Genomic DNA, 14,050 nt, shown 5'->3' on the forward strand with positions numbered 1-14,050 from the left:
TCATGCAAAGGTGCTGAACGCTGTTGAAACATCTTAGCTTTCTCAGTAAATTAACTATGTTCGCGTTCGCCATCAGCATCCTGCCGGTGCTGTTCATTGGTTCGTTCTCCTATTTCACATCCTCCAGCGAGATTCAAAAAAATGTTAATGAAAGCAAAAAGGAACTCATTTTACAAATTACCTCAAATGTAGAGCATAAGCTGAATACTGTCAACCAGACACTGAACCAGGTCGTAAACTCTTCGGTGCTGAAGAAGGCGCTGAACAACCCGCTTAGTGAAAACGATTTCATTTTATATAACGACATTCGCAATGAAATCCGCAATATGCAGTCCTTCGATACGAAGCTGGAGGATGTCATCCTGCTCAATCAGCGCCAGAACTGGATGATCAAGAATTCCGGGCTCTACCGGCTGAATGAATACCGCAATTACGGGCAGCTGACGAATCTGCTGAATGTGGAAGGCAGCTCTTCTTGGGTGCTGAACCCCTCCTCCCTGTTCTACAGTGAAGAGAGCATTAACGTGACCGGCTGCAATTACAGCATCAGCCTGATTAAGAAGCTGCCGACCACCAAGCTGCAGAAATACGGACTGGCTCTGGCCAATATTCCGGCCTGCAGTCTCCAGGACTTCATTAATCCCGATATGCAGCCGCTGGACAGTATTATGGTGCTGGATAAAAGCGGTCGGATTCTGCTGCATCCGGACCGCAAGCTGATCGGAGAGCCTGCCACAGCGGCCGGATTCACGGGATTCGAGCAGATCGCCGCTACCACTGAGCCATCGGGACAATTCAAGACCAAGCTTAATGAAGCCGATTACTCGATCACCTATATGCGTTCCCAGCTGAACGGCTGGATCTATCTGTCGGCCACCTCCATCAAGAGTCTGACCCGCGAATCCGGCAAAATTGGCACTTACACGGTATTCGTCTGCACGTTCATGCTGCTCTTGTCTGTGCTGCTTGCCTGGCTCGGCTCCCGGCGTATGTACACACCCATCGAACGGCTGTTGACCCAGATTGGACTGCGCCGTCCCGGTCTGCGGGCAGGGCGTACGGATGAATTCCAGCTCATCGGTGAGCAGGTCCATTCCCTGTTCCAATCCAAGTCACAGCTGGAGAAGGAGGTTAGCCAGCATCTCGGACAGGTGCGGACCTTCTTTCTGATTCAGGCGTTCGGAGGCAATCTGAGAAGACGCGAGCTGATGGAGGAGCTTGTGCAATACGGGTACGGTAAGCAAGTCGAGGAATGGAAGACGATGGCTGTCATTACGCTGAGCATCGACTTCTCCGAGGAGAATAGCTATGAGAAAAAGGATCTCAATCTGCTCTTATTTGCAGCGCATAATATGACTCAGGAGCTGGTCTCTGCGCATCACAGGCTAACCCCTGTGATGATGGGCCATGCCCTGACTGTCGTCATCGGAAGTGAGGAGGAGAGCACGGAAGCTTTTCACCGGATGCTCTATGCGCTGACGGAGAAGCTCCAGCAGGAGATTAACGGGATCCTGAAGCTGCAGGTCAGCATTGGGCTGAGCCTGCCGTTTCATTCGTTTGACAAAATGTCCATTGCCTACCGGGAAAGCCTGGAGGCTCTGAAGCACCGGATTACCCTGGGCAAAGGCATCATTATCCAGTACGAGAATATCAATTCCGGCAAGCATTATCTCAATTTGAACTACCCGACCCACACGGAAAATGACCTGATGGATGCCATCAAGCTGGCGGACAGCGATAAGGCGAAGGAGCTGCTGCATAAGCTGTTCAAGTGTATTTTTGCGCTGGGACTGTCGCCGCAGGAATATCAGATTCCGCTGACCCGGCTGCTGAACAATACGCTCATTATGATGCAGGAATCGGGAATTACGCTGAATCAGATCTATCACGCGGGCGGTTCCCTGTTCGAGGAGCTGACCGATCTGCATATCGTGGCCGAGATTGAAGACTGGTTCTGGACCATTGTGATTCAGCCGGTCATCGTCATCTTCCACAGCAGGCAGAACGCCCAGTATCATAATATCTCCGAGAAGCTGATCGACATCGTCCAGCATGAGTATGACCAGGATCTGACGCTGGAGGAGTGTGCTTCCCGGCTGCATTATAACGCCAACTACATCAGCAGTGTATTCCGCAAGGAGACGCAGTATTATTTCAGTGATTACCTGACCATGTACCGGTTCAAAATGGCCAAGAAATGGCTGGAGGAGACCGATATGCCCGTGAAGGATATCGCCTCCCGCCTGAGATACAATAATTCACAGAATTTCATCCGTTCCTTCCGTAAGCAGGAGGGGATGACCCCCGGGCAGTACCGGGAGAGCTTCCACACGAAGCTTAGAGCGGTCCCGGGCGATGAGTAGGGGCCTTGCCTTCAGGCGGGGCCTCGAGCCTCTTCAGCTTTCTTTTTCTGATAAACCATGTAAGAAGTACAGCCAGAATAAGCAAGATGCCGCCTGCAGTAATCGCAATATTCCTGATATCTGGTACATAGACTACCAGCTGAATCGGCTCGGAATCCGCAAGGGACACATGCCAGGTTAACGTGTTGCCGTCTTGCTCGGCCGCATTATTAGCCCCGTATAGATCATAGGGAATCGTTAATTTGAAATCGACGGAGAAGCTGCCCATCAGCAGCCGCACCAGGGACTTAGGGACATTCAAGCTGCCGATGCCGTGGATAATCTCATCGGAGTAGGCGTTCAGCTTAGGCTGGGCCATCACATCGTATTTGGTATACAGCCACCTGTCCGTCTGTCCCACCTTAGCCTCTACAATATCAAAGCCGCTGCTGCTATTCTTCAGCTCCTCCATCGAAGCATACGATTTATGAAATTGATATTCCGTTGATTTGCCGCTTGCTGTCTTCTTCAGCTCTATGCCTGCGGCCGCCAGCCGGGTGGTTAGAAGCTCCTCCACTTTGCCGCTGACCAGCTTCTCTGCCCGGGCATCCAGCATAAGACTGAAGGCCAGATCCAGGGAGCCGTCCTTCTTCACGGTTACATGGGCGGTGCCTTGCGCGCACCCTGTAAGCAGCAGGACAAGCATAAGCATCATCAGTATTGCCTTAATTCGAGTCCCGTTCAACCTGCGTTTCTTCAACCTCTGTCCCTCCATCCGCTGACTGTTGCTACTAGCTTAACCGTACCTTGAAGAAGCGAATCTTCTCTTATGGAGTCAAGCTTAACACATCCCGGGGAGGTACAGAAAGCCCCCAGCCTGCGGATATCCGTAAGCTGGAGGCTTCCATGTGCATAATCCTGTTATTTTTTCAAATGATAAGGGACGGTAGTGATAATTACATTACGCCGGTACAGCAGATGCGCGCGGATCAGCAGGCTCGATTGGTTATGCAGAATGTTATGCCAGCCCTTCTTCGGTATGAATTGAGGGACAATGACGGTCACCTGATAATTCGACTCGCTGGCCTTGCGCTGAACCGTATCAATGAACTTGGTCAATGGATGAATGATGCTGCGGTAAGGTGAATACAACGTTACCAGCCGTACTTCAGGATGGAATTTCTTCCACTTCTCTTCGAAAATAGCGTCATCCTCCCGCTCGAACGGGATGTGGACGGCGATAATCTGCTGCGCACTCAGCGACTTGGCATACCGCAAGGAATTCTCCACCACATGGGTAATCCCTGCTACCGGCAGGATGATGATATTCCCTTCAATCGCAAGCGGCGGCTCCCCGCAGGTGGCTACCCGCAATTGATCGGCGACCGATTCATAATGCTTGTAGATGCGGTAGAAGAACAGGATAATCAGCGGCAGGAAGACCAGGACCGGCCAGACCTGCGTGAATTTGGTCAGGAAGAACATCATCGTGACAATGAAGCTGATCAGCGCCCCGATTGCATTGATGATCAGCTTAGGCAGCCAGCCCTCTGGCTTGTGCCGGAGCCATTTGACGATCATGCCTGTCTGCGACAGGGTGAATGGGATGAAGACCCCGACTGCATACAGCGGAATGAGATGCTCCGTCCGCCCCTCAAAGGCAATGATCAGGATAATCGACAAGATGCCCAGGCTGAGAATTCCGTTCGAGTACCCCAGACGGTCTCCGCGCACAGTGAACATCCGGGGAATGAATTTATCCTTCGCCAGATTCACAGCCAGCAGCGGAAATGCGGAATATCCGGTGTTCGCCGCCAGAACCAGAATTAAAGCTGTCGTTCCCTGCACAACATAATACATGAAGTTGCGGCCAAAGACATGCTCGGCAATATCGGACACCACCGTAACCTGTTCACGCGGAGCAATGCCGTAATAATACGCCAGGAACACGATGCCTGAGAATAACAGCGCGAGCAGAATTCCCATCGCCGCTAAGGTTTTGGCTGCATTATTCGGTGCCGGTGCCTTGAAATTGGGGATCGCATTCGATATGGCCTCCACCCCAGTCAGCGCCGAGCTGCCCGAGGAGAACGCCCGCAGCAGCAAGAACAGGCTGATTCCGGCCACCGGTGTTCCCAGTGAGGTGTGAAGCTCCGCCGGTACTCTTCCGGTCAACACATTGAACAGGCCCAGCCCGATCATAATGAACATCGCCAGTACGAACAGATAGACCGGGTACGCAAGGAAAGAGGCCGACTCAGTAACCCCGCGCAGATTCAGTGTCGTGATCAGCAGGACGAAGATGATGGCAATTATCACGTTATAAGGATGCAGGCTCGGAAAAGCTGAAGTGATCGCATCCGTTCCCGCAGAGACACTGACCGCTACGGTAAGTATATAATCGACGAGCAAGGAGCCCCCGGCAATCAGACCCGGATATTTACCCAGATTCTCCTTGGATACAACATAAGCTCCGCCGCCCTGGGGATAGGCGAAGATGATCTGCCTATAGGAGAGTATCAGGGCCAGCAGCAGCACCAGTACCCCGCCTGCAATCGGAATGGAATACCAGAATGCGGCTGTACTAACCGTGATCAGCACCAGCAGAATCTGCTCCGGGCCATAGGCCACAGAGGACAAAGCATCTGAGGACAGTATGGCTAGGGCCTTGGTTTTGTTAAGCTTCTGTTCTCCCAGCTGATCGGACTTCAGCGGCCGTCCGATCAGGAACCTTTTTACCGAAGACATCATCATCACTCACCGACTTTTTTATTGTTATATTACCCCTGGTGCACGAATAAAATCTGGACCTTTAATTGGATACAGACACTATTTTTGCTGCCGTTCGATACTACATTAATTCTTTTATCACCATCTGTATATATGCAGATATCCTAGACAAACCCCAAACCATGAATAACAAATGATATTCGCCGAAAGACACAGCAAAAGGGACCAAGCAGGCTTTCCGCTCGGTCCCTTTTGCTTATTTCAGCTTTTTTTGCTATATTCAGCCATTTTCAGGAGGTCTTAGAGCCAGTCCTGTGTAAGCAGCGTCCGCAGCAGCTCCACCTGCTCCCTGCCGATCCGTGCCGTGATTTCGGCTTCAATATTCTGCTTGATCTCCAGCATACTCCGGCAAGCCGCTGTCCCCTTCGCCGTGAGCACGATAGGCTTGTCCCGGCTATTCCCTTCCTTAGCAGCAGTATCCACGTAACCTTCATCCAGCAGATTGTTGATCGTCTTTTGCGTCCCCTGGCGGGAAATGCTGATCAGCCTGCTGATCTCCGAAATGGACAGAACGCCGTGCTGCTCCAGCATCGCCAGAATATGCGTCTCTGTCTTATTCAGCGGCTCGCCGCTCATCTGGTTCACCTTGTCCCGCAGCACCTTATGCTTCTCGCTGATCATATCGACCAGATTCAACCCGCTCATATATTCCTTCATTTACAAGACCTCCATAGATAGAAATGCAGTTCCGTCTAACCGAGAATTACTGTCGCTCCAATTGTCAACCAGGTTGACAATAATCCATCCCACTGCTACTATAAGTGAAGTTTGACAAACTTACATTTAAGGGAGTTCGGAAACATGGGCAGTAACAAAAAGGAAGCTTTAATTTTCACCAGTATGATGTGTTTTTGCATGGTCGTCTTTATGTCTTTTTACAATGTGATTATAGCGAATGGACTCAACAGCAGACTGCTCACGGATGTGGCTGTGGGCTTGCTCCCGGCACTTGCCGTTGCCCTGTTCTGCGATATTGTGGTGGTTGGCAGAATTGCCAAAGGGCTGGCCTTCAAAATAGTGAAGCCGTCCGCACCCCAGATCCGCAAAGTGCTGACGATCTCGTGCTTCATGGTCTGCGGCATGGTCATTCTCATGTCTCTATACGGCACACTAGCACACTTCGGATTCGGGGACAACTTCTTCCGTCATTACTTCTCCATCCTGGGGCTTAATTTCATCTGCGCCCTGCCGCTCCAGCTCCTGGTGGCCGGTCCGCTGACCCGCTTCCTGTTCAGCCGGATGTTTCCGGTCCGTACGGCAGCACCAGGCGTCTAGGGCTGGCTGAAACCAGCCCGCCGCTTTTACTCGAATACGGGCATGGCCTCCAGCCATGGCTGCGGTGTTCCCGCCATACCAAAAAGGGTGCTCAGCAAGCCATGACCTCATGGCTGTGCGGAACACCCTTGTCCGGGATTCATTCTATTGATTATTTATTCCATGAAAGACAGGCGCCCGCCCTGGAGCCGTACACTGCCGCCCTTAGCATAGAAGCTTAGGCCCGAGCAGATGCCTCCAGGGAAGACCAGGCTGGTGATGGCGGCAAGGCCGTCATTGGCGAATATCTCCACCGAACAGGCATCCAGCAGAATACGCAGGCTCTTCAGGCTGCCGATTCCCCCGGTGCTCTGGAGATCGGGAAATATTTCTGAGAAGCCGGTCTCGCCGGACTGATCTCTGTGCAGGGTTAGAGTGTCTTCAGCAGCAGAGTAAATGAGTTCAGTATACTCAGTAGCTGTATGATGAATAATAAGACCGAATTCTTCCGCTTCATTGTCCGTAAGTGTAAGCCGCAGCTCCAGGGCTGAATCCTTGCACTTGATATCCTGGCGCTCGCCCGGTATCAGCAGCATCTCCGGCAATGCCGCAGACTTTGCCGCGAAGTAACGATCCAGCTCTGCTACCGGCTGCTGGCGGATCATCATCCGGCCGTCTGCCGCATCATGCAGCGTCAGTACCCGCGGAATCGTCATCGCTCCGCGCCAGCCCTGGCTTGGAACCTGATTGGCATACCGCCAGTTGCTCATCCAGCCGATGAAGATCCGCCGCCCGTCTGCAGCCGGAATGTCGGAGAAGCTGACCCCTGCGTAATTGTCTTTGCCATAATCCAGCCAGCGGATGTCGCTGTGCTCCGGTGTGAAGACGGAGCCGTCGAAGCCACCGACGAAATATTGCGTCCGCGAGCCGTATCTCGCCCCGCTGTTATCACCGATGCTGACCAGCAGCACCCACCTGCTGTCTCCTGTCCCTTCCACCGGGAGCTCGAAGAGATCCGGGCATTCCCATACTGCATCATGAGAGCCTGCACCCTCACCGAATTCACTCTCCAGGCTCCACTCCCGCAGATTCGGGGAGGAGTAGAACGTGATCGTCTGATCGGTCGCCAGCACCATCATCCATTTCCCGTGAGCTTCAGACCAGAACACCTTCGGATCACGGAAATCGGTCTTGGAAGGATGCGTCAGCACCGGGTTGCCTGCATACTTGATCCAGGTCCGGCCATTGTCATGGCTGTAGGCCAGGCTCTGTCTCTGCACGGCAGGCGACGATTCCGTCGGCTCCTGATGACTGGTATAGATGGCAACGATACCCGGCTTCTCCGGGAATAGCCCGCTGGTATTATTCCAGTCAACGACTGCGCTGCCGGAGAACGCATAGCCGTGATCATCCGGGTACAGCGCAATGTCCAGCTCCTCCCAGTTAATCAGATCCTTACTGACGGCATGACCCCAGTGCATCGGCCCCCAGATGGAGGAATGCGGATGATACTGATAGAACAAATGATATTCCCCTTCGTAATAAACCAGTCCATTTGGATCATTCAGCCAATGCTGCTCCGGCGTAAAATGCAGCGCCGGCCTGTGTTTGGTTCTCCCGATAATTTCCACTCCATTACCACCTTTATCTATTTATAAGTTCATCATGTTCCGCGGCTAGTGCAGTCTCAGCCTTTGTTCTTGAGATAGCTGTCATATCCTCTTTGCTTGATCTCCAGCCATTTGTCCAGCCCGAGTCTGGACAGCTCTGCCTGGTAATCCTTCCATTCCTCTTCCACTTTACCGGTCTTGGTCCATTCCGCGCGCTTGCGGTTCACATAAGCGAACAGGTCCGTCTCAATGGCGGTCAATTCCTTCTGATCCTCCAGGGAGTAGAAGACACGCGGGAAGTTGTTATCGGCCTTCATATAAGGCACCAGCTTCTCCTTCATGAGGTCCAGCCGCCAAGCAGCATCATCCGGCTTGGTAGTCACCTTACCGTAGTATTCATCCAGGATCGCCAGCGGACCGCCGATGCTGGTTTTCTGGCGCAATTCAACCGGAGCCGCGCCTTCCAGCGGCAGATGCTTCAGCATTTTGGCCGATTCATCGTATTCAAAAATATTCTGCTGCGTCTCATCCCCATACGTTCCCCAGTTGTCCTCAACCGACTGCTGCGGCTCATAGAGCTGGTCAATCCACTTGGCGGTAAGCTCCAGATTCTTATTTGAACCGGTAATAACCATCCGTCCACGGTCAAAACCGAAGTTGTTCGTACGGGCTACATTGACCTCTCCGTCCGGTCCGGCAAGCGGCTGCATCAGATCATATTTATCGTTGAACCCGGTAATATTGGCTTTATCCCACTGGAAATAGAGACCGTAGCGCCCGCTCTGCCCTTTAGCCAGATAGGTGTTGTAATCCTGTTCAAACGCCTCTTCGTCGATCAGATCAAGCTGGTACAGCTCGTTCAGATACTTAATGCCCTCTTTATATCCGTCCTGGCCTGCGGTGAAGACCACTTTGCCGTCATTGGTAACCACCGTGTGATCGCCGTTATCCCCGAGACCGAACGAACCGAACAGGAAGTTCATATCCTCATTGCCGTTATTCAGCACAAAAGACAGCGGGATCTCATCCTTCTGGCCGTTCCCGTTCGGATCATCATTCTTGAAGGCAACCAGCACCTTCTTCAGCTCCTCCGTCGTAGTTGGCATAGCGAGTCCCAGCTTCTTCAGCCATTCCACATTGATCCACGGCATCCCGTTGACCGAATGAATGCTCTCCTTGCCGGAGCCCAGCTCTTCAATCCATGGAAAAGCATAGATATGCCCGTCCTGCGCAGTCATCATCGATTTGTACTCCGGCGCGGCGGCCAGCACCTTCTGCAGATTCGGCATGTATTTCTCGATCAGCTCCTCCAGCGGCACAATCGTTCCGTCCTTGCCCAGGGTCAGCAGATCATAATCCGAATACGCGGCATCGATGATTGCATCCGGCAGGTCCCCGCTGGCTACAGCCAGATTTCTTTTCTCAATAAAAGCGTCGTTCGTGTAGTTGGTGAAATCGATGTGGACCCCGGACTTCTCCTCCAGCCGCTTGTAGATCAGCTTCTCGTTCGGATCGGCAGGCGCCAGCGCTGAGCTCTGGGACATGAAGTGCAGCGATACCTTCTCTTTAAGAGGCAGCGTCACATTCTCCAGCTTGTAATCCTCCGAAGCCGAGGAATTGCCGCCCCCTCCGCCGCAGCCCGCAAGCACGGAAGCCGAGAGTGCCAGCACAGACAAGGTTTGCAATGTTTTTTTCATATGAGATTCCCCCTAATATTATTTAATGGAGCCGACCATGGCGCCCTTCTCGAAGTATTTTTGGAAGAACGGATACATCACGATAAGCGGCAGACTGGAGATAACAATGGCAGAATATTTGATCATTTCAGACAATTTCTTAAGCTCCGCCTGGGCCAGTGCATCGGCAATCATGCCGGGCTGCACCTGATTCTGAATCAGGATCGAACGCAGCACCAGCTGCAGCGGGAACAGCCGGGAATCGTCCAGATAAATCATGGCATCGAAATAAGAGTTCCACTGCCCCACGAAGGCATATAAAGCCAGCACGAAGATAATCGGTTTGGACAGCGGCAATACAATCCGGAAGAAAATGCCCAGATCAGACGCCCCGTCGATACTCGCCGCCTGAAACAGCTCCTTGGGCAGGCCCTGGAAATAGGTCTTCGCCAGAATAATATTGAACACGCTGATCGCCCCCGGCAGGATCACCGCCCACACCGTATTCAGCATCCCCAGATCCTTCACGACCAGATAGGTCGGAATCAGACCGCCGCCGAAGAACATCGTAATCAGGAAGAAGATCATTACCGGCCGCTTCCCGGCCAGCCCCTCAATAGACAGCGGATACGCCGCGAAGACGGAGAAGAATACCGTAGCCAGCGCGAAGGCGGCAGAGTAGAACAAGGCGTTGAAGAAGCCGCGGATCATCGCGTCGTTGCTGAGAATTTTGACGTAGCCTGTAATGGTCCAGTCCGACGGCGCAATGGCCAGCCCCTTGGTAATGAGCACATTCGGTGTTAAGAAGGAGGCCAGCACGACATACACCAGCGGAAACAGAATGACCAGGATGAACAAACCAAGCAATATATACGTGATAACAACCAGAATCCGGTCCTTCCCGGAATATTGAATATCCATACTTACCTCCTTTTAATACAGCCCTTCCCCTTCGTTCAGCCGTTTGACGACCGTATTGACGAAGACCAGCAGGATTACGTTAATGACGGAATTGAATAATCCGATCGCGGTGGAATAGGCATAATCGCCGGCCTGCAGACCCACCTTGTAGACATAGGTCGCAATGATCTCCGAGGTCGGGGTATTGAGCGCCGTCTGCATCAGGAAGGCCTTCTCATAGCCGATGGACATGATGCCGCCTGCGGCAAGGATGAACAGCACGGCCATCACCGGCCTCAGCGCGGGCAGATCGATATGGCGGATGCGCTTCAGCAGGGAGGCACCGTCAATCGTCGCCGCATCATGAAGCTGCGGATCTACACCGGCCAGCGTGGCTACATAGATAATCGAGGACCAGCCTGCCGTCTGCCAGATGCCTGACAGAATATATACGGTACGGAAGTAAGCGGGATCACTCATGAAGGACACCGGCTTACCTGTAAAAGTAGTAATGAGCGCGTTCACCACACCTGTCGGCGACAGAAAGACAAACAGCATCCCTGCGACAACCACAACCGAGATAAAGTTAGGTGCATACACAATCAGCTGGATGTTCTTCTTCAGCTTCGCGCTGCGGATCAGATTCAGCATAAGCGCCAGCACAATCGGCACCGGAAAACCCAGAATCAGCCCGTAGGCGCTTAATTTAAGCGTATTCATTAGAATATCGTAGAAATTCGGCGAGGAGAGGAACCGCTCGAAATGCTCGAAGCCCACCCATGCGCTGCCCAGGATGCCTCTGCGCGGGCTGAAATCCTTGAAGGCAATAATAGCGCCGTACATTGGAACGTATTTGAATATAACGGTAAGAATTACGGCCGGAGCCAAGAATAAATACAGGATATAATTCCGGCGCAGATAGCTTAGAATTGATTTACGTGATTTGAGTTCAGTACCCCTTTGTTGAACCATCGGATTTGCCAATTTTCCCCCTCCTTACAGTGCGGCTGTGCTAATGCTGCTGTGCAACAGGGCCGCTGCTAGCTTGCCATTCACATGGCATAGGTCCGCCCGGATCTGTCTATCCTCCTGACGGTTAGGTTACCCACCTCCGGTCTAACTATTAATTTACATTTAACAAAATGAATAGGTTTTCAAATTTACATTTGAACATGTTTTGCCTTTACAATTTATCAGAGATGGTGATTATAAGTCAATACATTTTGCACAAAAAATAATTAAAACCGTGCATTATACAGTGCAAATGTAACATTAACATAGATATTAGTATTTATCAGTGCCTTTAATTTTTGAATTGTAAAATAAATTTGTGCATTTGTAAAATTACGTTGTCAATATTGAGTAAATGCTATATATTAGGTAGCAGAGGTTACTAATACGGGGAAACAAAGGTGGAACACAGTGATGAAGAAAGCAAAGGTCACCATTCAAGACATTGCAGATGCGCTAGGCATCTCCAGAAATACGGCCTCCAAAGCCCTGAACGGTGCAGAGAGCATTCCTCCCGAGACCCGGGAGAAGGTCATCAACAAGGCCATCGAGCTCAAATATAAACAATTCTCCTATCTGGAAGCAGCAGGCAGCGCCTCTGAGAATCAGGGTAATATCGCCCTTTTGACCAGCAATCTCCCCAACAGCTCCCACTTCGGTTCCCAGCTGCTCAGCGGACTGGAGAAGCGTATCAGTACCGAAGGCTATACCTTGTCCATTTATTTTGTCCGGGAGAACGATATTAACGGTATGACTCTGCCCGGCAATTTCGAGCCTGCGAACGTGGACGGCATCATTTGTATTGAAATGTTCAGTAAAGAATACAGCGGGCTGGTTACCGAGCTCGGCATTCCAACGATCTTCATTGACTGCGCGTCCGACATTATTTATCCGGAGCTGAAGGCAGATCTGATGCTCATGGAGAATGAGCACAGTGTGTGTTCCATGACCCGCAAGCTGATGGATCAGGGAGTGCAGAGCTTCGGTTTTGTAGGCGATTACAACCACTGCCGCAGCTTCAATGAACGCTGGATCGGCTTCAATCGGGCACTCTCCGCGGCCGGTATCCCGCTCAATCCCGAATTATGCATTGTGGGTCAGGACCGGGACTACATGCTGGAGGCGGACTGGATGGATCAGCAGCTGGACGCCCTTGACGAATGGCCCTCCGCCTTCATCTGCGCCAATGACTTCATCGCAATCCGTGTCATGAAGTCACTTAAGAACAGAGGAATCAAAGTGCCGGAGCAGGTTGCGGTCTGCGGCTTCGACGATGCCTCGGAATCCCGGATCATCGAACCCCATCTGACAACGGTACATATTTACAGCGGTCATATGGGGATTGTCTCTGCCGAAATGCTGCTCTCCCGGATCAAGGACCCTGCCAAGCCCTATCAGGTGACACATGTCGCTACAGACGTTGTATTCAGAGACTCTACCCCCGCTCTTAGCTAATACCAACCCATTCTGCCTGGAGGTTATTTCACAATGAAACTACATGGTTCAGTCCTTTGTGCGGGCGAGCTGCTCATTGATTTCTTTTGCACCGATGTTGACGTCAGCCTGACCGCAGGGCGGCATTTCTCCAAGCAGGCCGGCGGAGCCCCAGCGAACGTAAGTGCAGCCATTGCCCGGCTCGGCGGCCACTCCGCCTTCCTCGGCAAAGTCGGAGCCGATCCCTTCGGCTTCTTCCTGAAGCAGACGCTGGAAGAACAGAACGTGGATACCTCGATGCTGCTGCTTGATCCCGCAAGCCCGACCACACTGGCTTTTGTCTCGCGCTCAGCGAACGGGGAACGCGATTTTGTGTTCCACCGCGGGGCAGACCGGCTGCTCAGGCTGGAAGAGCTTGACCGGGCAGCCGTCCGTGAGGCGGCCATGCTTCATTTCGGCTCGGCGACAGCGCTGCTGGCTGATCCCTTCCGCGAGGTCTATATGACGCTCATGGATGAAGCGAAGGCGAACGGACAGTTCGTCTCCTTCGATCCCAACTACCGGGGCGATCTGTGGACCGGGCGTCAGGAGGAATTCATCACGCTGTCCAGAGCCGGTATCTCCAAGGCCGATCTGGTAAAGGTCAGCGACGAGGAGCTGCAGCTGATTACAAGCGAAGCGGACCGTGATGCCGCCCTTGATATGCTGCATGAGTGGGGAGCCGGAGCAGTAGCCGTTACTCTGGGCAAAGACGGCACCCTCATCTCCTCCCCGGACTCCCGGCTGCTGATTCCGAGCATCACCGTGAAGTCCATCGATTCCACGGGTGCCGGCGATGCCTTCATCGGAGCGCTGCTCTGCCGGATCAGCCAGCTGGCCCATCCGGCGGACTTCACCCGCAGCGCGGAGCTGCAGCAAGAATTCGTCACCTTCGCCAACCGGGTGGGGGCGATGGTCTGCACCAAGGTCGGGGCGATTGCTGCGCTGCCGACACTGGACGAGGTCCAGGAATTTGCCGGGTAAGCTGCGGAGC

Annotated in this window: 11 protein-coding genes; 4 read left to right on the top strand and 7 right to left on the bottom strand. The window is 52.6% G+C overall.

Going from position 1 to position 14,050, the window contains the following annotated elements:
• The first annotated feature begins 23 nt into the window (after positions 1-23).
• The gene (locus NST69_RS25610) at positions 24-2,363 is read left to right on the top strand and encodes an AraC family transcriptional regulator (RefSeq protein ID WP_342547474.1); all 2,340 of its coding nucleotides are present in this window, start codon (positions 24-26) and stop codon (positions 2,361-2,363) included.
• Here the strand turns inward: NST69_RS25610 and NST69_RS25615 are convergent.
• From NST69_RS25615 to NST69_RS25625, 3 genes are all read right to left on the bottom strand, one after another.
• Positions 2,338-3,102 carry a hypothetical protein gene (locus NST69_RS25615; RefSeq protein ID WP_342547475.1) on the bottom strand — a complete coding sequence of 255 codons (765 nt, stop codon included), beginning with the start codon at positions 3,100-3,102 and terminating at the stop codon, positions 2,338-2,340. The two genes, NST69_RS25610 and NST69_RS25615, sit on opposite strands and share 26 nt — an antisense overlap.
• A 161-nt stretch (positions 3,103-3,263) precedes the next feature.
• Positions 3,264-5,093 carry an APC family permease gene (locus NST69_RS25620; RefSeq protein WP_209879170.1) on the bottom strand — a complete coding sequence of 610 codons (1,830 nt, stop codon included), beginning with the start codon at positions 5,091-5,093 and terminating at the stop codon, positions 3,264-3,266.
• Positions 5,094-5,372: 279 nt separating this feature from the next.
• Entirely contained in the window at positions 5,373-5,789 is a 417-nt protein-coding gene (locus NST69_RS25625) for a MarR family transcriptional regulator (RefSeq protein ID WP_340980280.1), read from the bottom strand.
• 144 nt (positions 5,790-5,933) lie between these two features.
• On the opposite strand from NST69_RS25625, the gene NST69_RS25630 reads away from it, so the two are divergent.
• Complete coding sequence (locus tag NST69_RS25630; RefSeq protein ID WP_209879119.1) at positions 5,934-6,407, top strand: DUF2798 domain-containing protein; 474 nt, start codon at positions 5,934-5,936, stop codon at positions 6,405-6,407.
• A 155-nt stretch (positions 6,408-6,562) separates the two neighbouring features.
• On the opposite strand, the gene NST69_RS25635 is transcribed toward NST69_RS25630, so the two are convergent.
• From NST69_RS25635 to NST69_RS25650, 4 genes are read right to left on the bottom strand one after another with little or no spacing between them, the layout of a single operon-like run.
• A complete protein-coding gene (locus NST69_RS25635) occupies positions 6,563-8,017 on the bottom strand; it encodes a glycoside hydrolase family 32 protein (protein ID WP_342547476.1) in 1,455 nt (484 codons plus the stop codon).
• 56 nt (positions 8,018-8,073) lie between these two features.
• Complete coding sequence (locus tag NST69_RS25640) at positions 8,074-9,693, bottom strand: extracellular solute-binding protein (RefSeq protein WP_036732511.1); 1,620 nt, start codon at positions 9,691-9,693, stop codon at positions 8,074-8,076.
• Positions 9,694-9,711: 18 nt separating this feature from the next.
• The gene (locus tag NST69_RS25645; RefSeq protein ID WP_036732509.1) at positions 9,712-10,593 is read right to left on the bottom strand and encodes a carbohydrate ABC transporter permease; all 882 of its coding nucleotides are present in this window, start codon (positions 10,591-10,593) and stop codon (positions 9,712-9,714) included.
• Between the two features lie 12 nt (positions 10,594-10,605).
• The gene (locus NST69_RS25650; protein ID WP_076085341.1) at positions 10,606-11,544 is read right to left on the bottom strand and encodes an ABC transporter permease subunit; all 939 of its coding nucleotides are present in this window, start codon (positions 11,542-11,544) and stop codon (positions 10,606-10,608) included.
• A 453-nt stretch (positions 11,545-11,997) separates the two neighbouring features.
• Here NST69_RS25650 and NST69_RS25655 point away from each other — a divergent pair, with 453 nt between their 5' ends.
• The gene (locus NST69_RS25655; protein ID WP_340980283.1) at positions 11,998-13,038 is read left to right on the top strand and encodes a LacI family DNA-binding transcriptional regulator; all 1,041 of its coding nucleotides are present in this window, start codon (positions 11,998-12,000) and stop codon (positions 13,036-13,038) included.
• Positions 13,039-13,071: 33 nt separating this feature from the next.
• Positions 13,072-14,040 (top strand): carbohydrate kinase, encoded by a 969-nt coding sequence (locus NST69_RS25660; protein WP_342547477.1) that lies wholly within the window; start codon positions 13,072-13,074, stop codon positions 14,038-14,040.
• Positions 14,041-14,050: the final 10 nt, after the last annotated feature.

This window comes from Paenibacillus sp. FSL P2-0089 (assembly GCF_038595095.1).
GTDB lineage: Bacteria > Bacillota > Bacilli > Paenibacillales > Paenibacillaceae > Paenibacillus_AQ > Paenibacillus_AQ silagei.